Source organism: Streptomyces sp. NPDC006643, from assembly GCF_042870175.1.
In the GTDB taxonomy this organism is placed as follows: domain Bacteria; phylum Actinomycetota; class Actinomycetes; order Streptomycetales; family Streptomycetaceae; genus Streptomyces.
On the sequence record NZ_JBIAHA010000015.1, the window covers coordinates 159,098 to 182,292 of the forward strand.

The 23,195-nt window shown below is 70.7% G+C and carries 20 protein-coding genes and 3 tRNA genes; 13 read left to right on the forward strand and 10 right to left on the reverse strand.

Annotated elements, in window-relative coordinates:
- Positions 1-218: 218 nt before the first annotated feature.
- The 3 genes from ACFYNU_RS21390 (at position 219) to ACFYNU_RS21400 (ending at position 5,433) form a co-directional block, all read left to right on the forward strand.
- The gene (locus ACFYNU_RS21390; protein WP_356590657.1) at positions 219-1,970 is read left to right on the forward strand and encodes a hypothetical protein; all 1,752 of its coding nucleotides are present in this window, start codon (positions 219-221) and stop codon (positions 1,968-1,970) included.
- Positions 1,971-2,952: 982 nt separating this feature from the next.
- Positions 2,953-4,410, forward strand: coding sequence for a N,N-dimethylformamidase beta subunit family domain-containing protein (locus ACFYNU_RS21395; RefSeq protein WP_356590659.1), 1,458 nt, complete (start codon positions 2,953-2,955; stop codon positions 4,408-4,410).
- Positions 4,411-4,533: 123 nt separating this feature from the next.
- Positions 4,534-5,433 (forward strand): phosphoribosylaminoimidazolesuccinocarboxamide synthase, encoded by a 900-nt coding sequence (locus ACFYNU_RS21400; protein WP_356590661.1) that lies wholly within the window; start codon positions 4,534-4,536, stop codon positions 5,431-5,433.
- Between the two features lie 59 nt (positions 5,434-5,492).
- Here ACFYNU_RS21400 and ACFYNU_RS21405 read toward each other — a convergent pair.
- The 8 genes from ACFYNU_RS21405 to ACFYNU_RS21440 form a co-directional block, all read right to left on the reverse strand.
- Positions 5,493-5,565, reverse strand: a tRNA-Gly gene (locus ACFYNU_RS21405).
- Between the two features lie 22 nt (positions 5,566-5,587).
- The gene (locus ACFYNU_RS21410) at positions 5,588-6,199 is read right to left on the reverse strand and encodes a response regulator transcription factor (protein ID WP_356590663.1); all 612 of its coding nucleotides are present in this window, start codon (positions 6,197-6,199) and stop codon (positions 5,588-5,590) included.
- Positions 6,196-7,668 (reverse strand): histidine kinase, encoded by a 1,473-nt coding sequence (locus tag ACFYNU_RS21415; protein WP_356590665.1) that lies wholly within the window; start codon positions 7,666-7,668, stop codon positions 6,196-6,198. Before ACFYNU_RS21415 ends, ACFYNU_RS21410 begins: the two co-directional genes overlap by 4 nt.
- Before the next feature lie 253 nt (positions 7,669-7,921).
- Positions 7,922-8,734 carry an ABC transporter permease gene (locus ACFYNU_RS21420; protein ID WP_356590667.1) on the reverse strand — a complete coding sequence of 271 codons (813 nt, stop codon included), beginning with the start codon at positions 8,732-8,734 and terminating at the stop codon, positions 7,922-7,924.
- Complete coding sequence (locus tag ACFYNU_RS21425) at positions 8,731-9,726, reverse strand: ABC transporter ATP-binding protein (RefSeq protein WP_356590669.1); 996 nt, start codon at positions 9,724-9,726, stop codon at positions 8,731-8,733. Before ACFYNU_RS21425 ends, ACFYNU_RS21420 begins: the two co-directional genes overlap by 4 nt.
- Positions 9,727-9,864: 138 nt before the next feature.
- Positions 9,865-9,937 (reverse strand) — tRNA-Gly (locus ACFYNU_RS21430).
- Positions 9,938-9,978: 41 nt separating this feature from the next.
- Positions 9,979-10,050 (reverse strand) — tRNA-Gly (locus tag ACFYNU_RS21435).
- Positions 10,051-10,200: 150 nt separating this feature from the next.
- Positions 10,201-10,527 carry an Lsr2 family protein gene (locus ACFYNU_RS21440; RefSeq protein ID WP_171908496.1) on the reverse strand — a complete coding sequence of 109 codons (327 nt, stop codon included), beginning with the start codon at positions 10,525-10,527 and terminating at the stop codon, positions 10,201-10,203.
- Between the two features lie 399 nt (positions 10,528-10,926).
- Here ACFYNU_RS21440 and purS point away from each other — a divergent pair, with 399 nt between their 5' ends.
- The 9 genes from purS to purM all read left to right on the forward strand — a co-directional run bounded on the left by purS (position 10,927) and on the right by purM (position 20,359).
- Positions 10,927-11,172 (forward strand): phosphoribosylformylglycinamidine synthase subunit PurS, encoded by a 246-nt coding sequence (gene purS, locus ACFYNU_RS21445; protein ID WP_031230836.1) that lies wholly within the window; start codon positions 10,927-10,929, stop codon positions 11,170-11,172.
- On the forward strand, positions 11,169-11,849 hold the full coding sequence (gene purQ / locus ACFYNU_RS21450) for a phosphoribosylformylglycinamidine synthase subunit PurQ (protein WP_356590672.1): 681 nt from the start codon (positions 11,169-11,171) through the stop codon (positions 11,847-11,849). Before purS ends, purQ begins: the two co-directional genes overlap by 4 nt.
- Positions 11,849-14,107: a phosphoribosylformylglycinamidine synthase subunit PurL gene (purL, locus tag ACFYNU_RS21455; protein ID WP_356590674.1), complete on the forward strand. Its 2,259-nt coding sequence runs from the start codon at positions 11,849-11,851 to the stop codon at positions 14,105-14,107. The genes purQ and purL overlap by 1 nt, the downstream gene beginning before the upstream one ends.
- A 123-nt stretch (positions 14,108-14,230) precedes the next feature.
- Positions 14,231-14,755 carry an ArsR family transcriptional regulator gene (locus ACFYNU_RS21460; protein WP_356590676.1) on the forward strand — a complete coding sequence of 175 codons (525 nt, stop codon included), beginning with the start codon at positions 14,231-14,233 and terminating at the stop codon, positions 14,753-14,755.
- Positions 14,756-14,866: 111 nt separating this feature from the next.
- Complete coding sequence (locus ACFYNU_RS21465) at positions 14,867-15,769, forward strand: M23 family metallopeptidase (RefSeq protein WP_356590678.1); 903 nt, start codon at positions 14,867-14,869, stop codon at positions 15,767-15,769.
- 10 nt (positions 15,770-15,779) lie between these two features.
- Positions 15,780-16,574: a sterol carrier family protein gene (locus tag ACFYNU_RS21470; protein WP_356590680.1), complete on the forward strand. Its 795-nt coding sequence runs from the start codon at positions 15,780-15,782 to the stop codon at positions 16,572-16,574.
- Positions 16,575-16,649: 75 nt separating this feature from the next.
- Positions 16,650-17,477, forward strand: coding sequence for an META domain-containing protein (locus ACFYNU_RS21475; RefSeq protein WP_356590682.1), 828 nt, complete (start codon positions 16,650-16,652; stop codon positions 17,475-17,477).
- A gap of 144 nt (positions 17,478-17,621) precedes the next feature.
- Positions 17,622-19,139: an amidophosphoribosyltransferase gene (purF, locus tag ACFYNU_RS21480; protein WP_356590684.1), complete on the forward strand. Its 1,518-nt coding sequence runs from the start codon at positions 17,622-17,624 to the stop codon at positions 19,137-19,139.
- Between the two features lie 140 nt (positions 19,140-19,279).
- Entirely contained in the window at positions 19,280-20,359 is a 1,080-nt protein-coding gene (gene purM, locus ACFYNU_RS21485; protein ID WP_356590686.1) for a phosphoribosylformylglycinamidine cyclo-ligase, read from the forward strand.
- Between the two features lie 98 nt (positions 20,360-20,457).
- On the opposite strand, the gene ACFYNU_RS21490 is transcribed toward purM, so the two are convergent.
- Positions 20,458-20,706: a DUF3073 domain-containing protein gene (locus ACFYNU_RS21490; protein ID WP_356590688.1), complete on the reverse strand. Its 249-nt coding sequence runs from the start codon at positions 20,704-20,706 to the stop codon at positions 20,458-20,460.
- Between the two features lie 300 nt (positions 20,707-21,006).
- Positions 21,007-22,107, reverse strand: coding sequence for a Glu/Leu/Phe/Val dehydrogenase dimerization domain-containing protein (locus ACFYNU_RS21495; protein WP_356590690.1), 1,101 nt, complete (start codon positions 22,105-22,107; stop codon positions 21,007-21,009).
- Between the two features lie 154 nt (positions 22,108-22,261).
- Between ACFYNU_RS21495 and ACFYNU_RS21500 the strand changes: the two genes are divergently transcribed.
- Positions 22,262-23,110 (forward strand): hypothetical protein, encoded by an 849-nt coding sequence (locus tag ACFYNU_RS21500; protein ID WP_356590692.1) that lies wholly within the window; start codon positions 22,262-22,264, stop codon positions 23,108-23,110.
- Positions 23,111-23,195: the final 85 nt, after the last annotated feature.

Genomic DNA, 23,195 nt, shown 5'->3' on the forward strand with positions numbered 1-23,195 from the left:
CGCACCCCGAAACATCCCCAACGCCAGCACCTTTGACCAAAGCCATTCCATCGAGTGACGGTTAAGCCATCCGGATGACCCTCGCCGAGGCCCCAACTATGGTGCGGCGCAAGCGTTCGGGCACTTGGCCCACCGGCATTGCGATGTCAGTGGCGGGTGCCACAGTGGGGGAGTGAGCAAATCCGCCGCAGTGCAGGCAGAGGGGGTGAGATCCGGACGTGTCCGGTTCCGGTGTCGGTGAAGAGATCGGCGCCCAGGGCGCCAGGTCCCGGGCTCTCGCCGTGCTGCGCGTGCGCAGCAGGGCGGTGGCCGGCTCGCTGCTGCCCGCGGCGGTGGCGGTCGTCCTGCTCGCGGGTGGTGCCACGGGGCGTCTCAACGGCGGGAGTTGGGACATCGCCCGCTGGCTCGTGACCGGGCTCGCCGTGGTCGTGCTGCTGTGCGCGGCGGCCGTCGCCGCCGTGATCACCAGGGCCAGGCCCGCCCTCAGCCCCACCGTGGAGATCGCCGAGCGCTCCGCCCCCGACCTCTATCGCCTGGTGCGCGATCTGGCCGACCGGCTGAATGTGCCGGCGCCCTCGTCCATAGCGCTGACACCGGACTGCGACAGCTGGCTGGAAGACCGTACGCATCCCGCGCACGCCCGCGGCGACGCCTCACGCGCCTCACGTGCTGCACGTGCTGCTCGTGCTCCGCGTGCCCCGGGTGCCTCACGCGGCGCAGGCGCCTCAAGTGCCGCTCCCGTGCTCGTCATCGGCTCCCCGTTCCTGTGGTGGATGCGGGTCGCCGAGCTGCGCGCCGTGCTGGCCCCTGTCGTGGCCGGTACGGGACCGGCGTCGCACCCCGACATAGCCGCCGCCCGCCGCTTCGTCCGGGGCCTGGACGCGGCCGTAGCCCTCGCGGGCCGCCAGGACATGCGGCTGATACGCCGGGTTGCGCTCGCCCCCGTCGGCCGGATCGCCCGTCTGATGCTGCGCGCCTGCGCCGAGCACGCCGCCCTGATGGAGCGCGGAGTCGCGTCCGCCGCGTCCGAGCGCGCCCAGGGTGTGGACTACGGCCTGCGGATCGTCGCCCAGGAACAGGTCGGCCTCGCCTACGCGGGCTGGGACCGGCTGCTGACCCGCGTCGCCCTGCCCGCCTGGCGGATGGGCCGCTGGCCGTCCCGGCTCGACGTCGGAGTCGTATCGGCGCTCACCGAGCTGTCACGGCGCGACCGGCTGGCCGAGGGCTTCACCTCCCGGCTCGGCGAGCGCCCCGCCTGCGATCTGCTCGAAGAGCCCGGCGCGGTCGACGAGGCCGCGTCCCTGCTGGCCGCGCGCCTCTTCCACGGCGGCCCGGCCACCTCGGGCCCGGACTGGTCCCCGGTCGACTGGCAGCAGTATCCGGAAGAGGTCGTCGACCGTAAGTGGCGTACGGAAGCGGCCAGGCTGCACCGCGTCCTGGACGACATGGGCGTACGGCGCCCCGCCCGGCCGGGCGACCCGTTGGTCGGCGCCGTGCCCGGCCCCACGCTGGACCGGGTCATGGCCCATCTCGCCGGGCAGGGCGAGGAGGCGGGCGACATCCTGGCCGCCGGAATCAGCGCCGAGGTGGCACGCGAGAAGGCCGAGGCGCCCGCGCCGTCGCCCTCGTCCGCGCCTTCCGCCCCGGCGAGCGCGGACACCACGGGCGACGCCCTCGCCCTGCGGGGGACGGACCCGCTGCCGCTGTTCCCGCTCATGCCGCCGCGTACGGGCCGTGAACTGCTGGCCGACCACGTCACGGCGATGGTCTGCTGCGCCGCCGTGGACACGGCGGGCGCGACCCCGGGGCTCGACTGGCTCGACGGCCCGGCCCTCCTGATGGACGGCAAACGCCGCACGGACCTGGCGGGCGGGGTACTGAGCCTGGTGGAGGACGGCGACGGGGAGCCACTGCGGATGTGGCTGGCCTCAACGGGCGTACGACCGGAAAAACCGGTCCGCCTGGTCTGAGGCGGGGGCGACCAGCGCGTGCTGGGTGGGGTCTGGCTGTGCGGGCCGGGCGGACCGGGCTCGGGTAATCCGTCAGGCGGGGCCGAGGCCGGGACGGGGGACCTGTCTGTCCGGTCCGACGCAGGGCCGGTGAAGTCGGCCTGGCGGCCCCTGACCGGCCCGAGCGCCGATCCGACGCCGAGTAGGGCCGGGCCGGACCTGCGGACCCGTACGTCCGGTCTGACGCCGGGCACGGGCGAACCGTCAGGCCGATCCGAGGCGGGCCGAAGTGACCCGACTCTCTGGTTCGACGCACGGCTCGGGGAGACCGACAGGTCGATCCGAGGCCCGGGGGCCGGAAGGGGCCTGTCCGTCCAGTCCGACGTCGGCCGGAGAAGTCGGCCTGCCGGCCCCAGGCTGGCCCGACACCGACCCGAGGTGCCAATCTGACGCCGGGTCGAGCCGGGCCGGGCCGAAGTGGCCCGTCCGTCCGGTGACGCCAGGCCGGAGAAGTCGGCCAGCCGACCCCTAGCCGGCCCGAGATGCGATCGGACGCCGAGTCGAGCCAGGCCCGCCCGGCCCCGACCCCAGACCCCGACCCGACACCGGCCCCCCACCCCCACCAAGCCCCACCCACCAGTGTGAGGTCGGTCACGACCGACCCCCGTCGCCGATCCAGCCGGAGCTGGATCGGGCACGGCGGATCGGAGGCGACTCGCCATGCGTGATTGGTCGCCAACCCCCGGCCCGGCGGCGGTCAGTGGTGTCTTCGGTGTGGCGTTCTCCGGTCAACCGCCCATCCGGAGGCGGGTGTTCCGCCCCGTTCCCACCCCTTCCCGCTATTTCCGGTCGCTTCCATTCGCGACGAACGGTGACGGAGCGCGTGCGTTATGTGATGTGCTGGAGGTCGACGCTGACACGGGCCGCCCCCCAACGGCGGCCCGCCCACCGGCAGTCGACCAACCGCCAACACCTGCACGGGTTTCCAGGGAGGGGCGCGCCAATGTGCGCCGATCACATCCGACGGTGGGAGTCGGGCGCGCTCGCCCACGCCGTCTCCGATCCCTTCGGCCAGGGACCGGTGCCCTGGCTGCGCGGCAGCGAGAACTACTTCGACGACACGGGCCATCTCGTGCCCTGGTACGCGGACCCGACCCTCGGGCGCGACCGGGGCGGCCCCCACACCGCCGACGACGTCCACCGCCAGATCAAGGGCTTCGCGTCGGTCGGCGCCGCCGCGCCCGGCGAGTCGATCGACTTCCACATCACCGTCGATCCGCCCCAGCCGTTCTCGGTGGACGTCTACCGGATCGGGCACTACGGCGGCGAGGGCGCCCGCAAGATCACCACCAGCCCCCGTCTCTCCGGCATCGTCCAGTCCGCCCCGCTCGCCGCCGAGCGCACGGTCTCCTGCCACCACTGGTGGCTGTCCTGGCGCCTCCAGATCCCGTCGTACTGGTCGCTCGGCGCGTACGTCGCCGTCCTCACCACCACCGACGGCTACCGCTCCCACATCCCCTTCACGGTCCGCGACACCCACCCCGCCGACCTGCTGCTCCTGCTCCCCGACATCACCTGGCAGGCGTACAACCTCTACCCGGAGGACGGCCACCTCGGCGCCAGCCTCTACCACGCCTGGGACGAGCAGGGCCGGCTCCTCGGCGAGGAGGACGCGGCGATCACCGTCTCCTTCGACCGCCCGTACGCGGGCGCCGGCCTGCCCATCCACGTCGGCCACGCCTACGACTTCATCCGCTGGGCCGAGCGCTACGGCTACGACATCGCGTACGCCGACGCCCGCGATCTGCACGCCGGCCTGATCGACCCGACCCGCTACCGGGGCCTGGTCTTCCCGGGCCACGACGAGTACTGGTCGATCCCCATGCGCCGTACCGTCGAGCAGGCGCGCGAGCACGGCACCTCGCTGGTCTTCCTCTCCGCCAACACCATGTACTGGCAGGTCGAGCTGGGCCCGTCCCCCTCCGGCGTCCCCGACCGTCTGCTCACCTGCCGTAAGCGCCACGGCCCCGGCCGCCCGGCGCTCTGGCGGGAGGTCGACAAGCCGGAGCAGCAGCTGCTCGGGATCCAGTACGTGGGCCGGGTCCCCGAGCCGCACCCGATGGTCGTACGGAACGCGGAGCACTGGTTCTGGGACGCCACCGGCGCCGCCGAGGGCGACGAGCTTCCCGGCCTGGTCGCCGGTGAGGCGGACCGCTACTTCCCGCGTACGGCGCTGCCCGAGCACGACGAACGGATGCTGCTGGCCCACTCGCCGTACCGGGACGCCGGCAACACCCTTCGCCACCAGGAGACTTCGCTCTACCGGGCCCCCTCCGGCGCCCTCGTCTTCGCCTCGGGGACCTTCGCCTGGTCGCCCGCGCTGGACCGGCCCGGCCATGTCGATCCGCGCGTCCAGCGCGCGACGGCGAATCTCCTCGACCGCATCTGCAAACGCGACTGACGCGGCGCCGCTCCGCGCCGCCCCGCCCCCACGCGCGCCCGACGACCGTCGTACGGGAGAATCGGCAGCGCAAAGCACCACGGCGAGGAACCGCAAAGCACCCACGGCGAGGAACGAGGAACCGTGTCCGGATTCGTAGAGAAGCCCGAGCCCCTTCAGGTACCGGGCCTGGTGCATCTGCACACCGGCAAGGTGCGCGACCTGTACCGGAACGAGGCGGGCGACCTCGTGATGGTCGCCAGCGACCGCATCTCCGCGTACGACTGGGTCCTGCCCACCGAGATCCCCGACAAGGGACGGGTGTTGACCCAGCTGTCGCTCTGGTGGTTCGACAAGCTCACCGATCTCGCGCCCAACCACGTCATCTCCACCGACCTCCCCGACGGCGCCCCCGCCCACTGGGCCGGCCGCACCCTGATCTGCCGGTCGCTGCGGATGGCTCCCGTCGAGTGCGTGGCCCGCGGCTATCTCACCGGCTCCGGCCTCGCCGAGTACGAGCAGACCCGCACCGTCTGCGGACTCGCCCTCCCCGAGGGCCTGGTCGACGGCTCGGAGCTGCCGGGGCCGATCTTCACGCCCGCCACGAAGGCCGCGGTCGGCGACCACGACGAGAACGTGTCGTACGAGGAGGTCGCCCGCCAGGTCGGCGCGGAGACCGCCGCGCTGCTGCGCCGTACGACGCTCGACGTCTACGGCCGCGCCCGCGACATCGCCCGCGACCGGGGCATCATCCTCGCCGACACGAAGTTCGAGTTCGGCTTCGACGCCGACGACCAACTGGTGCTCGCCGACGAGGTGCTGACCCCGGACTCCTCGCGCTTCTGGCCGGCTTCGAGCTGGGAGCCGGGCCACGCGCAGCCGTCGTACGACAAGCAGTACGTACGCGACTGGCTGACCTCGTCCGCGTCCGGCTGGGACCGCGCGAGCGAGCAGCCGCCGCCGGAGCTGCCGGCCGAGGTGGTGGACGCGACGCGCGCCAAGTACCTGGAGGCGTACGAACTCCTCACCGGCACCCGCTGGTAGCCCCCGAGGCGACAACGCGGAACCCCCGGCCGATGATTCGGCCGGGGGTTCCTGTGCTGAGCGGACGACCAGGTTCGAACTGGCGACCTCAACCTTGGCAAGGTTGCGCTCTACCAACTGAGCTACGTCCGCGTGCGCCGTGGCGCGCAGCCCACTATACCCAACCTCGCTCGCGGGCGAGACGCACCGCCGTATGCCGGTTCTCCGCCCCCAGTTTGGACGCGGCCGACGACAGGTAATTCCGCACGGTGCCCTGCGAGAGCGAGGCCCACGCCGCGATGTCGGCGATCGGCGCCCCGTCGGCGGCCAGCTCCAGCACCTCGGCCTCGCGCGCGGTGAGCGGCGAGTCCCCGGCCGAGATCGCGTCGGCGGCCAACTCCGGGTCCACGTGGCGGTTTCCGGCGTGCACGGTACGGATGATCTCGGCGAGCTGCCGGGCGCTGACGGTCTTCGGTACGAAGCCACGCACGCCCGCCGCGAGGGCCCGCTTCAGATGGCCGGGCCGGCCGTGGCTCGTGACGATCATGGTCCGGCAGTTGGGCAGTTCCTGCCGGATGGATGTGGCGACCTTCACACCGTCGGCGCCCGGCATCTGGAGGTCGAGCACGGCGACGTCCGGACGGTGGGCCAGGGCCATCGCCAGCGCCTCGGGCCCGGAGGCGGCCTCGGCGACGACGGTCAGATCCTCTTCCAGACCGAGGAGCGCGGCCAGCGCGCCCCGGATCAGATGCTCGTCGTCGGCGAGCAGGACACGTACAGGGGTCATCTGGCCACCTCGCCCGAGACGGGCACGGACGGGGACGGGGAGGGGGAGCCGGAGGAGGGCACGGGCGGGGCCGCGGATCCCGGCGCGGTGGCCGACTCCACCACCGCGTCGCCCACGGCCCCGTCCATGTCCCGGTCCAGGTTCCCGTCCAGGTCCCCGTCTGTGTCCGAAGCCCCGGCCACCGGCGCCGCCGCCGCGACCGTCGGCAGCGGTACCCGCGCCGTCAGCCGAAAGCGCGCGTCCGCCACCGGGCCGGCCTCCAGCGTGCCGCCCAGCTTCGCCAGCCGCTCGCGCAGCCCGGCGAGTCCGGTGCCCGCCGTCCTCGGCGTACCGCCCGCGCCCATCCGGCCCAGAATGCCCTCTTCGGGCAGCCCGTCGTTCTCCACGACCAGCACCGCGTCGTTCCCCTCCCGTACCGTCAACCGCACCGTGCAGTGCCGCGCGTCCCCGTGCCGCAGCACGTTCGTCGCGGCCTCCCGCATCACCCACCCGAGGGCCGACTGCGCCTCGGGCGTCAGCGCGCGGGCCCCCTCTTCGGCACCCGCCCCGTCGTCCACACTCAGCTCGAAACCGATCCCGGCGGCCTTCAACACGCCGCGCGCGCCTTCCAGTTCGGTGTGCAGGTCGACCTCCCGGTACCCCCGCACGACCGCCCGTACCTCCCGCTGCGACTCCCGCGCGATCCGCTGCACCTCGGCCATCTGCTCGGCGGCCTTCTCGGTGCCGCCGCGCTCCGCCAGCTGGACGGCCAGTTCGCTCTTGAGCGCGATCACCGCCAGATTGCGGCCCATCACGTCGTGCATGTCACGGCCGAAGCGCAGCCGCTCCTCGGCGACGGCGAGCCGGGACTGGAGTTCGCGGGCGCTGTCCAGTTCCCACACGGACCGGACCAGCCACACCGAGAAACCACTGGTGAAGGCCAGGGCCAGCCCCGCGATCAGCACGCCGAGAACACAGCCGAGGATGGCGACGGACGGCAGTCCCACCACCAGGCCGACCAGCGCCGTCAGCACCACGACGGACAGCACGGTCAGCAGCATGTTCCGCACCCGGCTGACGCCGATGATCAGCGAGGCGACGCCGAAAGCGGTGAAGCTGACCAGCAGGGAGGCGATCGCCTCCGCGTCCTCCACGTTGTCCGGGTTCGGGGGGTAGACGCTGATGGCGAGGACACCGCCGATGGTGGTCAGCACGGCCGTCGCGACCAGGAGCCGGACCGGCCGGGGCCGCCTGCCGAGCGCCCAGGACAGCGCGTACGAACTCGTGACGCCCGCCACGATCGCGTGGGCGCAGACAAGCAGCAGGAACCAGCCGCTCACCGGGGCCGCGGTGCGCGAGGCCACCACTATCCCGATCGCGCCGATCTCGACGACCGCGAAGAGATGGAAGGTCCACCGGGTGTAGATCTCGACCTTGGCCGGCTTGCTCTTGCCCCGCCACGAGCCCGTCTTGCTGAGCACCTTCGCCATGTCGTCCCTTCCGCGCTCTCGCTCCGTCTCGGTTTCTTCTGCCCTCGGCCGAGCGAAGAAGACGGCCTCGCCGACCGCCACCCTCGCCGCTCCGGCCCCGTGACCGTCACCGGTTCCGTGACCGCCGCCGGCCTCGTGACCGTAACCGCCGCCGGCCCCCCGACCGTCACCGGTCCGGTGGCCGACGCGTCACTCAGCGGTGCGTCACTCAGCGTCGCGTCACTCAGCGGTGCGTCACTCAGCGTCGCGTCACTCAGCGGCGCGGCTCCCAGCGGAACCACTGCTTCACAGCAAACACGGACAGCACACTCCAGACCAGGGCATTCAGTCCCGCCATCATGAGGTCGCCGCTGGACGTACCGCCCAGCCAGCCGGCCCGCACCAGCGTCACGACCCCGGTCATCGGCAGCATCTCGCAGACCATGGCGACCTTGTCGGGCAGCGCCGCCAGCGGCACGAACAGGCCCGATCCCAAGGACGAGATCAGGAGCATCGGCAGAATGCTGATCTGCGCGCTCTCCACGGTACGGGTGAAGCCGGCCGAGGCCGCCGCCAGCGCCGCCATGAGCCCGATCCCCACCAGCACACCCAGGACCAGCAGCTCGGGCCGCTGCGGGGCGCTCATGTCCAGGAACGCGATCCCGACGACGATCATCAGCACACACTGCGTGAGCGCCAGGGCGCCGGCCGGCAGCGCTGTCCCCGCCAGGATCTCGCGGTCGGTGACCTCGCCCGTACGGAGCCGCTTGAGCACCAGTTCCTCGCGCCGGGCGGTGTACGCGGAGGTGAGGTTCATGTAGACGACCAGGAGCAGCACCATGCCGATGCCACCCGTCAGTGCCACATCGGTGACGCTCAGCCCGGTCCCGTCCAGGTTGACGTTCTTCAGCGACGCCTTGGTCGAGAAGAGCATGCCGACCGGCAGGAGCAGGGCGGTGACGAGCATCGTCTTGTTGCGGACGAACAGGGTCATCTCGGCCCGCGCGAGCGCGCCGAGCCGTCCCGCGCTGGTCGTCGTCCCGCCTTCGGCGGCCGTCTCCCGATTCTGTGCGACTGTCGTACTCATACCGAGACCGCCTCTCCCGTGATGCTGTCGGTGCCGGGGGTCCCGGCTCCCATGCGCTGTGCCGCGATGTCCAGGAACGCCTCTTCGAGCGAGGCGGAACGGGCATCGAGTCCGTCCAGGGGTACGTTCAACTCTTCGGCCCAGCGCAGCAGTTCGGCCAGATCGTGCTGGAGCTGCTGGGTGCGGATCTCGATCTGCCGGCCGTCGGCCCCCGCCATCAGCGTGAGCGGCAGCTGCCCCGGCTCCACCCCCGCGGGCAGCTTGAACCGGATCCGGGCCGGGCGGGACGCCGTCACCTCCGACGGTGTCCCGGAGATCACGATGCGTCCCTCGTGCATGATCGCCAGCCGGTCCGCGAGGCCCTCGGCCTCCTCCAGGTAGTGCGTGGTCAGCAGGACGGTGGTGCCGCCGTCGCGCAGCGCCTGCACCAGGTCCCAGGTGTCCCGCCGTCCCTCGGCGTCCAGACCGGTCGTCGGCTCGTCGAGGAACAGCACCTCGGGCCGGCCGAGGAGCGCCAGCGCCAGGTCCAGCCGGCGCTTCTCACCGCCGGACAGCTGCTTGACCCGTACGCCGACGCGCTTTCCCAGGCCCACGAGGTCGAGCGCCTCACCGGTGGGCCGGGCGCCGCTCGTGCAGCCCGCCCACATCTGGATGGTCTCCTTGACGGTCAGGTCGCTCGGGAAGCCGCCCTCCTGGAGCATCACCCCGGTCCGCCGCCGGACCAGGGCCCGCTCCGTGTACGGGTCGTGCCCGAGCACCCGCACCGAGCCGCCGCTGGGGCGGGCGAGGCCCTCCAGCATCTCGACGGTGGACGTCTTGCCCGCGCCGTTCGTCCCGAGCAGGGCGAACAGCTCGCCCTCCCCGACGGAGAACGAGATGTCGTTCACCGCTTGGAATCCTCCGGCGTAGGTACGCCGGACCTGCTCCACCTCGATGACGTTCCAGTCCATGTCCGTGGCCCTCGCTCCGTGGTCTCCCAGAGTTCGTGTCATGCCTTCAAGACTTCCGCCGGATCGGGCCCGGGAGCAGTGCGCGCTGTCACCGCTGCTCATGACAAATGTCATCGGGGGAGGGGGCGCCGGAAACACGACGAAGGCCCCGGTCACAAGTGACCGGGGCCTTCGATACGGAGCGGACGACCAGGTTCGAACTGGCGACCTCAACCTTGGCAAGGTTGCGCTCTACCAACTGAGCTACGTCCGCAGTGCATCGTCCATCAACGACGAACCTTCGATGTGATGCAGAGCGGGTGACAGGAATCGCACACTGCGCCTCCCCCTTGGAAAGGGGGCGTTCTACTACTGAACTACACCCGCACGCTGCGTGGGGTTCGGCTTTTCGGCCTTGCCCTTCGGCGTGCTCCAGACTCTAGCCGATGGCTGGGGGTGCTGTGCAACTCCGATCCCCCGCGAGCCCGGCCCGGCCGCTCTCCGGCCGGACGGCCCCTCAGCCGGCCTGAGCCGTCCTCAACTCGCCTCGCGGAACGCCTCGTAGACCCGCTTGGGGATCCGGCCGCGGGCCGGTACCTCCATCCGGTGGGAGAGCGCCCACGCGCGTACGGCCGCCGGGTCGGGCGCGAGGGCCGTGTGCCGGTAGGACTTGCGGTTCTTTCCGGCGTGCGTCTGCCGCCGGCCCGCCTCCAGGTAGGGGGCCAGGGCCTTGCGCAGTTTCTTGGCATTGGCGGGATTGAGGTCGATCTCGTACGACTTCCCGTCGAGGCCGAACGAGACCGTTTCCGCCGCTTCTCCGCCGCTGATGTCGTCGGAGAGCGTGACCACTACGCGCTGCGCCACGGATATCGGTCCTTTCGTGCGGCAGCCGCCTCGTCGGGCGCATGCTTCTGAAACATGGCTGACGTGCGGCGATACCGGCCTTCCGGCTGTTTAGGGGCAATGCGACATTTTGCTCTATTCCTTTGTACAGCGAACCGCCTCGCATTGTGAAGCCCAGCCAATTGCATCAGCGTGTCCGACGGCAATGGCGGGGGCGAGTTTTTTCCTGGATTTTTCCGTGCGGTCTCACGGTGCGATATCGACGGAGATCGGTGGAGAGTCCGGCACTGTGTGGATATCTACTCGCGTAGATTTTGTGTACGGGTACGCTGATGGCACTCGGGGGGTCGGGGGATTCCCCGGTCAGAACCACAGCCGCAGACAGCTGCACACAGCCGCACCACACCACCGGGAGTGCCAGTGGCACGCGTCGTAGTCGACGTCATGCTCAAGCCGGAGATCCTCGACCCGCAAGGACAAGCAGTGCAGCGCGCACTGCCCCGGCTGGGTTTCGACGGGATCGCGGACGTCCGCCAGGGAAAGCGTTTCGAGCTGGAGGTGCAGGGCCCGGTCGACGAGGCCGCCCTCGCCCGCATCCATGAGATGGCCGAGACGTTCCTCGCCAACACCGTCATCGAGGACTTCGTCGTAAAGGTGGAGTCGTGACCACTCGTATCGGAGTCGTCACTTTCCCCGGCACACTCGACGACCGCGACAGTCTTCGCGCTGTCCGCATCGCCGGAGCCGAGCCCGTCTCGCTCTGGCACCGTGACAAGGACATCAAGCAGGTCGACGCCGTCGTCCTGGCGGGTGGATTCAGCTACGGCGACTATCTGCGCGCCGGCGCCATTTCCCGATTCTCGCCGGTGATGGAGACGATCATCGAGCAGGCGAAGGGCGGCATGCCGGTCCTGGGGATCTGCAACGGCTTCCAGATCCTGACCGAATCGCATCTGCTGCCGGGCGCGATGCTCCGCAACAACCATCTGCACTTCATCTGCCGCGACCAGAAGCTGCGGGTGGAGAACGCGGCGACCGCGTGGACCGCCGACTACGCGGCCGGCCAGGAGATCTCCGTACCGCTGAAGAACATCGACGGCCGGTACGTGGCCGCCGAGAGCGTGCTGGACGAGCTGGAGGCCGAAGGCCGCGTCGCCTTCCGTTATCTGGACGGCAATCCGAACGGCTCGCTGCGCGACATCGCGGGCATCACCAACGCGGCGGGCAATGTCGTCGGTCTGATGCCGCACCCCGAGCACGCCGTGGAACCGCTGATCGGTACGGGCCGTACCGACGGGCTCGGATTCTTCACCTCGATCCTGAAGAAGCTGGTAAGCGCCTGATGACGATCAAGAACCTGGACACCGTCAAGCACGCGACGGGGACGCCCGACGTCGACCAGCCCTGGAAGGAACTCGGCCTCAAGGAGGACGAGTACGCGCGGATCCGCGAGATCCTGGAGCGCCGGCCGACCGGCGCCGAGCTGGCCATGTACTCGGTGATGTGGTCCGAGCACTGCTCGTACAAGAGCAGCAAGGTGCATCTCAAGCAGTTCGGCGACAAGGCCCCCGCCAGCGACGCGATGCTCGTCGGCATCGGCGAGAACGCGGGCGTCGTGGACGTCGGCCAGGGGTACGCGGTCACCTTCAAGGTCGAGTCGCACAACCACCCCTCGTACATCGAGCCCTACCAGGGCGCGGCCACCGGCGTCGGCGGCATCGTCCGCGACATCCTCGCCATGGGCGCCCGCCCGGTCGCCGTCGTGGACCCGCTGCGCTTCGGCGCGGCCGACCACCCCGACACCCGGCGGGTGCTGCCCGGGGTCGTCGCCGGCATCGGCGGTTACGGCAACTGCCTGGGCCTGCCGAACATCGGCGGCGAGGTCGTCTTCGACCCCTGCTACCAGGGCAATCCGCTGGTCAACGCGGGCTGCATCGGCGTGATGAAGCACGAGGACATCCACCTCGCGCAGGCGTCGGGCCCCGGCAACAAGGTGATCCTGTACGGCGCCCGGACCGGTGGCGACGGCATCGGCGGCGTCTCGGTGCTGGCGTCCGAGACCTTCGACGACCAGAAGCCGACCAAGCGCCCCGCCGTCCAGGTGGGCGACCCGTTCCAGGAGAAGCTCCTCATCGAGTGCACCCTGGAGATCTTCGCCGAGAAGCTGGTCGCCGGTATCCAGGACCTCGGCGGCGCCGGTCTCTCCTGCGCGACGAGCGAGCTGGCGTCGGCCGGCTCCGGCGGGATGCGGGTCGAGCTGGACACCGTACCGCTGCGTGACTCGTCGCTCTCGCCCGAGGAAATCCTCATGAGCGAGTCGCAGGAACGCATGTGCGCGGTCGTCGAGCCCGACAAGGTCGACCGGTTCATGGAGATCTGCGAGAAGTGGGACGTCATCGCGACGGTCATCGGTGAGGTCACCGAGGGCACCCGGCTGGAGATCTTCTGGCACGGCGAGCAGATCGTGGACGTGCCGCCGCGCTCCGTGGCGCACGACGGCCCGGTCTACCAGCGGCCGTACGCCCGTCCCGACTGGCAGGACGCGCTCCAGGCCGACGACGCCAACAAGCTCGCCCGGCCCGCGAGCGCGGCCGAGCTGCGGGAGCAGGTGCTCAGGCTGGTCGGCTCGCCCAACCAGGCGTCCAAGGCGTGGATCACCGACCAGTACGACCGCTTCGTCCAGGGCAACACCGTCCTCGCGCAGCCCGAGGACGCGGGCATGGTCCGTATCGACGAGTCCACCAACCTCGGTGTGGCGATGGCGACGGACGGCAACGGCCGGTTCGCCAAGCTCGACCCGTACGCGGGCGCGCAGCTCGCGCTGGCCGAGGCGTACCGCAACGTCGCCGCCTCCGGCGCCAAGCCGCTCGCCATCTCCGACTGTCTGAACTTCGGCTCGCCCGAGGACCCGGCCGTCATGTGGCAGTTCGCCGAGGCGACACGCGGACTCGCCGACGGCTGCCTCCAGTTGGGCACGCCGGTCACCGGCGGCAACGTCTCGCTCTACAACCAGACCGGCGAGACCGCGATCCACCCGACGCCGGTCGTGGCCGTGCTCGGTGTGATCGACGACGTCACGCGCCGTACGCCGATCGCCTTCGCGGAAGAGGGGCAGCTCCTCTATCTGCTCGGCGACACCCGCGAGGAGTTCGGCGGGTCGGCGTGGTCGCAGGTGGTCCACGACCATCTGGGCGGACTGCCGCCGAAGGTGGACCTGGACCGGGAGAGGCTGCTCGGCGAGATCCTGATCTCGGGATCGCGCGACGGCATGATCGACGCGGCGCACGACCTGAGCGACGGCGGTCTGATCCAGGCCGTCACCGAATCGTGCCTACGGGGCGGCAAGGGCGCGCGGCTGGTCGTGCCGGAAGGGCTCGACGCGTTCACCGCGCTGTTCAGCGAGTCGGCCGGGCGCGCGGTCGTGGCCGTGCCGCGCAGCGAGGAGCTGCGCTTCACCGACATGTGCGGGGCGCGTGGGCTGCCCGCGACCCGGATCGGTGTGGTGGACGGTGACGAGATCGAGGTCCAGGGCGAGTTCAGCATCGCGCTGAGCGAGCTGCGGGCGGCGCACGAGGGCACGATCGAGGCACTGCTGGCCTGAGCGGCATCCTGAAGCCCCCGCCCGGTTCGCACCGAACCGGGCGGGGGCTTCGTCGTGTCCGGACGCGACAACAGCTTGCTTTCGATTACGTAATTACGTAACTTCTCATCATGGAGCGTGGAGATGGAGCTTGAAGAACGCGTCGCCGAGCTGGAACGCCGCCTTGCCGCGCTGGAGGAAGGGGAGAGCCCGTCCCGGCCGCCGCGAGGGGAGCGGCCGGGGCCGATGGCCGACGACGCCTTCCGGCCGCTTCAGCAACTTGAGGAACAACTCGCGGAGCTGGAGGTCCCCGACGGCGGTGTGACCTACACGGGCTCGGTACGGCTGCCGACCGAGCAGCACTACCGGTGGCAGTTCACCGAGCTGACCGGCCAACTCCTCGACGCCGACTGGTCGGTGACCGTCGACTGCTTCGCGGCGCTCGGGCACGCCGTACGGCTCCGGCTGCTGCGCGAGATCCTCGGCGGTCTGCGCACCGCCGCCGAACTGACCGCGCTGGACGACATAGGCACCACCGGCCAGATCTACCACCATCTGCGCCAGCTGACCGGCGCGGGCTGGCTCCAGACGACGGGGCGCGGACGGTACGAGGTGCCGCCCGCCCGTGTCGTACCGCTGCTGGTGATGCTGTCCGCCGCCAGGAATTGAACCGCGCGGCGGACCGCGCGGCCGGCCGTGCCGCGGACCCCGTTTTGACCCCGCCCAGACCCCGTTCCGACCCCGTCGCAGATTTACCGGAGACCCGAGGTGACCCGCACCATGTCCATACGGAAACTGGCCGCGATCCTGGCCCGCTGCTGTCTGCTGCTCGTCGTCGTCCTGGTCCTGGGCATGATCTTCGTCGGCTGGGACCCGCCGCTCTGGCTGCTCTTCCCCCCGGCCGTGTTCGCCGGGGCCGTGCTGGTCATCCAGGGGCGGCGCACCGCCCGCGCGATGAAGGGGAGCACCGCCCCCGCCCCCGTGGAGACCGGGGCGCCGGTGTCCGGGCGCTGGCTCGCGCTCAACAGCCCGGCGACCAAGGTGCCCAGCCATGGCCTGCACACCTACGGCCAGACGTACGCCATCGACATCCTGGCCGCGCCGGACCCCGACCCCCGTCCGCCGTTCGCGAAGCTGTGGCCGCTCGTACGCGGGAACAGCCACTACCCGGCCTTCGGCGCCCCCGTACTGGCCGTGGCCGACGCGACCGTCGTCCGTGTCCTGAGCGGGCGCCGCGACCATCTGACCCGGACCTCGCTGCCCGCGCTCGTCTGGATGATGCTGATCGAGGCCTCGCTGCGGGAGACGGCCGGTCCGTCGTGGATCGTCGGCAATCACATCGTCCTGGACCTCGGTGACGGCACGTACGCCATGTACGCGCATCTCAAGCAGGGTTCGGCGACCGTCGCCGCCGGCGACCGGGTGCGGGCGGGGCAGCGGATCGCCGCGTGCGGCAACACCGGCAACTCCACCGAGCCGCACGTGCACTTCCAGCTGATGGACGGTCCCGACCTGGACACGGCGCGTGGTGTCCCCTTCACCTGGCGCGGCATCGGCGTCCCGGCCAACGGGGAGTCGTTCACCGCGGGGGACGAGACGGGGGACGAGACGGGGGAGGAGGCGCGGGACGAGGCACCGGGCGGGACACGGGGCGAGACGTCGCCCGCGCCGAGCCTCGATTAGCCTCCCGGACATGCCACCGGCCATGAAGCGCAGACAGCGCAGTTACGACTCCGCCAAGACCCGTACCGCCGTCCTCACCCAGTTCGCCCACGTGCGCGAAGCGGTCCTCGCCCTCACCCCCGAACAGCTCGCCCTGCCCGCCGGCCTCGGCGACTGGACCGTACGCGAACTGGCCGCGCACCTGTGCTTCGGCGTCGAGAGCGTCAGCCGCGCCCTGGAGCAGCCCGCGCCGCCCGCCGTCGAGGTGGGCCTGCCCGAGTGGGCGTTCGCCACGGCCGCGTACGCCGCCCCGATCTCCGACGACGTCAAGGCGTACGCGGCCTCCGCCGAGCCCGCCGAGCTGTTCGCGCGCACGGCCGGCCGGATCACGGCGCTGCTGGCGGACGCCCCGGCCGACCGGCTGATCGCCATCCGGGTCGGGGCCATGCGCCTCGGGGACTTCCTGGTCACCCGCACCGTGGAACTCGTCGTCCACACCGACGACCTGAACCGCGCCGCCGGGCTCGACATCCCCCTCGACCGGCAGGCGCTCGCCGCCTGCACCCGGCTGCTCGCCGACGCGCTCGCGGCGAAGGCGCCCGGCGCCTCGACGGAGGTGCGGATCCCGCCGTACGCCGTCGTGCAGTGCGTGGAGGGCCCCCGGCACACCCGGGGCACCCCGCCCAACGTCGTGGAGACGGACCCGCTCACCTGGCTGCGGCTCGCCACCGGACGTACGACCTGGTTCGAGGCGCTGGAATCGTCCCAGGTCAGCGCCAGTGGCGAGCGCGCGGATCTCGGTCCGCTGCTCCCCGTCATGAGCTGACCGATCCGCCTCCCCGGGATCCGTACGGAACCAGACCCCGGTGCGCCTCGTCACACCGGTATGCGGAAACAGCCAGTGACCACCGTCACCGCCCTCACGACCCTGGCCCTCCTCGCCCTCGCCGGCTGCGGCACCGAGACCGGCAGAGAGTCCGAAGGGGCGGCCGATGCCGGCAGCGCGGTCGAGACCGAACTTCCCCTGACCGACGTGCGCTGGAGCATCGAGAGCTTCAGCGTCGACGGCAAGAAGACCGCCGCCCCCGCCGACGCCAGCCTGAAGATCGACTCCAAGGGCACCGCCAGTGCCCGGACCGGCTGCAACGGCGTCGGGGCGAAGGTCACCATCGACGGCGACACGATCACTTTCGGTGAGCGGCTGCCGACGACGAAGATCGGCTGCCCCGAGGAGCTGGCCGCCTTCGAGAAGGCACTCGGCGACGCCTTCGCGGGCAAGGTCAAGGCCGAGGTCGAGGACAAGAAGCTCACCCTCACCACCGACGGGGGCGACTCCATCGCCCTGACCGCCGAGAAGCCGGCGCCGCTCGTGGGCACCGGCTGGGCCGTCACCTCCCTCGTCTCCGACGGCACGGCCCGCTCGCTGCCCAAGGACAAGAAGGGCGAGGCCCCGAAGGCGACGCTCACCTTCGCCAAGGACGGCACCGTGAGCGGCAACCTCGGCTGCAACGGATTCTCGGCGTCCGCGAAGGTCTCGAGCTCCACGATCACCTTCGGACCGCTCAAATCCACCAGGAAGCTCTGCCCGGAGCCCGGAATGTCGGTGGAGCAGGAGCTGACGAAGGTGCTCAAGGGCCAGGTGACGTATGAGGTGCACCACCGTGAGCTGACCCTGAAGACGGCCGACGGCGAGGGCCTCAGCGCGGGTGCCGGGGCCGCCGCGAAGTAGTGACGACACGGTTTTCCCCGGTGGACGGGGACCTCCCCGAGTGGGCCGGTGGCGACACGCCGCCGGCCCACTTCACCGTCCACCTCACGGCCCACGTACGTACCGCATTCGGACCAGCGGTCGATCTCGCCTACACTCGGTGGCGTGCCTCGTGGTGATGGACGACTCAGCCACGACCTGCTCCCCGGCGAGAAGGGCCCTCAGGACGCTTGCGGCGTCTTCGGAGTCTGGGCCCCCGGTGAAGAGGTCGCCAAGCTCACCTACTTCGGACTGTATGCACTGCAACACCGCGGACAGGAGTCCGCGGGCATCGCAGTGAGCAACGGCTCCCAGATCCTTGTCTTCAAGGACATGGGCCTTGTCTCACAGGTCTTCGACGAAACTTCCCTCGGCTCTCTCCAAGGCCATATCGCCGTGGGTCACGCCCGCTACTCCACCACCGGAGCCTCGGTGTGGGAGAACGCGCAGCCGACCTTCAGAGCAACCGCTCACGGCTCCATCGCGCTCGGCCACAACGGCAATCTGGTCAACACGGCCGAGCTCGCCGGACTGGTCGCCGATCTGCCCAAGGAGAACGGCCGCACGACCCGCGTCGCGGCGACCAACGACACCGACCTGATCACGGCGCTCCTCGCCGGACAGACGGACGACGACGGCAAGCCCCTCACCGTCGAACAGGCCGCGCCTCAGGTCCTGCCGCACGCCAAGGGCGCCTTCTCGCTCGTCTTCATGGACGAGCACACCCTGTACGCCGCCCGCGACCCGCAGGGCATCCGCCCGCTGGTCCTCGGCCGGCTGGAGCGCGGCTGGGTGGTGGCCTCCGAGAGCGCCGCCCTCGACATCTGCGGTGCCGCCTATGTCCGGGAGATCGAGCCCGGCGAGCTGATCGCCATCGACGAGAACGGTCTCCGTAGCTCGCGATTCGCTGAAGCGAAGCCCAAGGGCTGTGTCTTCGAGTACGTGTATCTGGCCCGCCCCGACACCGACATCGCCGGGCGGAACGTCTACCTCTCCCGGGTGGAGATGGGGCGGAAACTCGCCAAGGAAGCGCCCGCCGAGGCCGACCTCGTCATAGCGACACCGGAGTCCGGCACCCCCGCCGCGATCGGTTACGCGGAGGCGAGCGGCATCCCGTACGGCTCCGGACTGGTGAAGAACGCGTACGTGGGCCGGACCTTCATCCAGCCCTCGCAGACCATCCGCCAACTCGGCATCAGGCTGAAGCTCAATCCTCTTAAAGAGGTCATCAGGGGCAAGCGTCTGGTGGTCGTCGACGACTCGATCGTCCGCGGCAACACCCAGCGCGCCCTCGTCAAGATGCTCCGCGAGGCCGGCGCCGCCGAGGTCCACATCCGGATCTCGTCCCCGCCGGTGAAGTGGCCGTGCTTCTTCGGCATCGACTTCGCCACGCGCGCGGAGCTGATCGCCAACGGCATGTCCATCGAGGAGATCGGCACGTCACTGGGCGCCGACTCCCTCTCGTACATCTCCATCGACGGCATGATCGAGGCGACCACCATCGCCAAGCCGAACCTCTGCCGCGCCTGCTTCGACGGCGAGTACCCGATGGACCTGCCCGATCCGGAACTCCTCGGCAAGCAGCTGCTGGAGACCGAGCTGGCGGGCGGCGCCGACGCCGCCGACGCGCTCAGGCGGCCGTAACAGCGCCATGAGCGCCCGTGAACGTGCCCGTACGGCCCGCCGCGACCCTCCTTCCACCGGTCGCGGCGGCCTGCGGCCACGCCCCGAACCCCACGGATCCGAACCGAATCTCCGCAGCACTGACACGAAAGCTCTCCGACATGCCAGCTGAATCCTCCGGTGCCTCCTACGCCGCCGCGGGCGTCGACATCGAGGCCGGCGACCGCGCCGTCGAGCTGATGAAGGAGTGGGTGAAGAAGACCCAGCGCCCCGAGACCGTCGGCGGTCTCGGCGGCTTCGCGGGCCTCTTCGACGCCTCCGCGCTCAAGCGCTACGAGCGCCCGCTGCTCGCCTCGGCCACCGACGGCGTCGGTACGAAGGTGGACCTGGCGCGCAAGATGGGCGTCTACGACACGATCGGCCACGACCTCGTCGGCATGGTCGTCGACGACCTGGTGGTGTGCGGCGCCGAACCGCTGTTCATGACCGACTACATCTGCGTCGGCAAGGTGTTCCCCGAGCGGGTCGCCGCCATCGTCAAGGGCATCGCCGAGGGCTGTGTGCTGGCGGGCTGCGCGCTCGTGGGCGGCGAGACCGCCGAGCACCCCGGCCTCCTCGGCGAGGACGACTTCGACGTCGCCGGCGCCGGTACGGGAGTGGTCGAGGCGGACCGGCTGCTGGGCGCGGATCGTATCCGTACGGGTGACGTCGTGATCGCCATGGCGTCCTCCGGGCTTCACTCCAACGGGTACTCACTCGTCCGGCATGTCGTGTTCGACCGGCTCGGCTGGTCGCTGGAGCGCGAGGTGGCCGAGTTCGGCCGCACGCTCGGCGCGGAGCTGCTGGAGCCCACCAAGATCTACTCGCTGGACTGTCTGGCGCTGACCAGGACCACCGAGGTGCACGCTTTCAGCCACATCACCGGCGGCGGCCTTGCCAACAACCTGGCGCGGGTCGTCCCCGACCATCTGCACGCGACGGTGGACCGTTCCACGTGGGCGCCCGGCGCGGTCTTCGACCTGATCGGCTCGGCGGGCCAGGTGGAGCGTACGGAGCTGGAGAAGACGCTCAACATGGGCGTCGGCATGATCGCCGTCGTCCCCGCGGAATCGGTGGACACGGCGCTCACCACTCTCGCCGACCGGGGCGTGGACGCCTGGGTGGCCGGCGGTGTCGTGGACCGCGAGAGCACCGGCCCCGCGAGCACGGGCGCGGCGCTGACCGGGGACTATGCGAGCTGATTCAGGTCCGGCGACGGGTCGCCGGTGTCATGGTGAAACCCGGTCCGGGGAGCCCGGACCGGGTCACATGGGTGATTTCTTTTTGAGGTGTACGTACGTCAAGCGCCGCGGCGCTGTGACGACGGGCCGGACTCATCGTCCTCATCGTCGTCGTTGTACAGCTCCGCGTACTGTGCGTACGGGTCATCTTCCTCGTCGTCATCCTCGAACGGCTCCGCGTTCGGCGGTTGACTCGAAGGCGATGCGCCCAGCTCATTGGCCAGACGCGACAGGTCTGTCCCGCCGCTGTTGTACTTCAGCTGGCGGGCGACCTTTGTCTGCTTGGCCTTGGCCCGGCCGCGCCCCATGGCTCGACCCCCTCGGTGACGGGGCTCCACGGCCCCAGAGTCTTGACACGCGTTCATGTTTCAGAACGAGCTCTCCGCAGAGAGACCCGTCCTTAGGACTTCAACGGTACCTGCTTCCGCGGCCATACGGTACGCCGCCCGCATGACGCGCCTCGGCGCGGGACCGGCGAGAACGGATGTCCTCGCTGGTCAGCTGCGATTTTAACCTCTTCTGGAGGGACGACCCGCCGACCGGGGGTGAGTCTCGTCTCCCCCGGAGCCGCGCGGTGGGTCCGCGTCGGCGGATCGCCCCTCGGGACGTCAGCGGGCGCGTGCCTCCGAGATGCGCTGCTCGGCGATCCGGTCGGCCGCGGCGGCCGGCGGAATCCCGTCGTCCTTCGCACGTGCGAATATCGAAAGCGTGGTGTCGAAGATCTTCGCGGCCTTCGACTTGCACCGCTCGAAGTCGAATCCGTGCAGCTCGTCGGCGACCTGGATCACGCCGCCCGCGTTCACCACGTAGTCCGGCGCGTAGAGGATGCCGCGGTCGGCGAGATCCTTCTCGACACCGGGGTGCGAGAGCTGGTTGTTGGCCGCCCCGCACACCACCTTCGCGGTCAGTACGGGCACGGAGTCGTCGTTCAGCGCACCGCCCAGCGCGCACGGCGCGTAGACGTCCAGGCCCTCGGCGCGGATCAGCGCGTCGGTGTCGGCGGCCACGGTGACCTCGGGGTGCCGGTCGGTGATCCGGAGCACGGACTCGTCCCGTACGTCGGTGATCACGACGGAGGCGCCGTCCTGGAGCAGATGCTCGACCAGGTGGTGCCCGACCTTGCCGACGCCGGCGATGCCGACCTTGCGGCCCCGCAGCGAAGGCTCGCCCCACAGGTGCTGGGCGCTCGCGCGCATCCCCTGGAAGACTCCGAACGCCGTCAGTACGGAGGAGTCGCCGGCGCCGCCGTTCTCGGGCGAGCGGCCGGTCGTCCAGCGGCACTCGCGGGCGACGACGTCCATGTCCGCGACATACGTGCCGACGTCGCAGGCCGTGACGTAACGGCCGCCGAGCGAGGCCACGAAACGGCCGTACGCCAGCAGCAGCTCCTCGGTCTTGATCAGCTCGGGGTCACCGATGATCACGGCCTTGCCGCCGCCGTGGTCCAGACCGGCCATGGCGTTCTTGTACGACATCCCCCGCGACAGGTTCAGCGCGTCTGCGACGGCGTCCTGCTCGGAGGCGTACGGGTAGAAGCGGGTGCCGCCGAGGGCGGGGCCCAGGGCGGTGGAGTGCAGGGCGATGACTGCCTTGAGCCCGCTGGCGCGGTCCTGGCAGAGGACGACCTGTTCATGGCCACCCTGTTCGGAGTGGAACAGGGTGTTCAGTACATCGACAGTTGCGACAGGGGCTCCGGTCACATCGGTCACGGTGGTGACTCCCAAGTACGAAGCGGTGAGTAGGCCCTCCTGGGGGTGTGGGAGGGACTGTTTGCGCATGAGGGTAAGTCCTACCGTGACGTAGATCCGACGCAGTGCTCAGGATCACCCTCCCGGGGGGTACGGGCATGGGACGATTCGCCCCATGCCAGCGGTGTCTTCACTCCTCGTCCCTTACGCCTCCTACCTGCGGGTGTACGAGCCCCTGGCGGCCTTCCCGGAGCCGGAGAGAAGCCACTGGGCGCGTTACGCGGCCCGGGAGCGCACACCGACCGCACAGGACGAACTGCGGCGCTCCCTGGCCGACTTGCTGCCCACGCCGCCGGTCCCGGTGCCCGTGCACGAGAGCGCCGACGCGTTCGTGACGGAGGTGGACGGCGTGGTGTGCGTCTGCCCGTGGCGCACCCGGCTGCGCGGCTGGCTGGCGCTGGAGTCGCTGGACGGCACCCTGCCGAAGCCGTTGCTGGAGGCCGTACTGCCGTCGGTCGTGCGCGAGCAGGCAGCCGCGGACTTCGAGCAGTGGCGGGAGCGCAATCCGGACGCCCGGCCGTGGATCAGGACGGCGGTCTGGCAGGTGCCGGTGCGCTGGTTCACGCTCTTCGCCGACGACGAGCGTGAGTACCGGGCGTACGAGGAGGAGGGCCCCACGGCGCCCGCCCTGCGCTACCGGACCCCGATGGTCCAGGCGCGGCGGCGGCTGGCGCGCGCGCTGAAGGCGCTGCGGGAGTCGGTCGACGAGGGGCCGCTGATCGAGGGCCTCATAGACGTGGGCCGCTGGCTGGAGGAGTTCCACCCCCGCTCGCTGGTCGAGCTGGACTACGGCGGGCTGGTGCACGCCCTCACCGGACCGCAGCTCGCCGACGACCGCTCGGCGGCGGACGTGGCGGCCGGGATCGCCGCGCTGCGGGCCGGCGACGGCGAGGCGGCGAGTGTGGCGTACGAACGGCTGGCGGAGCGCTGGCGGGCGGTCAGGGACCGCCAGTTCGCCAACTGAGGGCTGCCGGGGCGGAGGGGCCGGAGGGCGTACTCGACGGAGCGTACGGGCGCGGGCGCGGAGGGTCGCGCGGACCGGGGCGCGG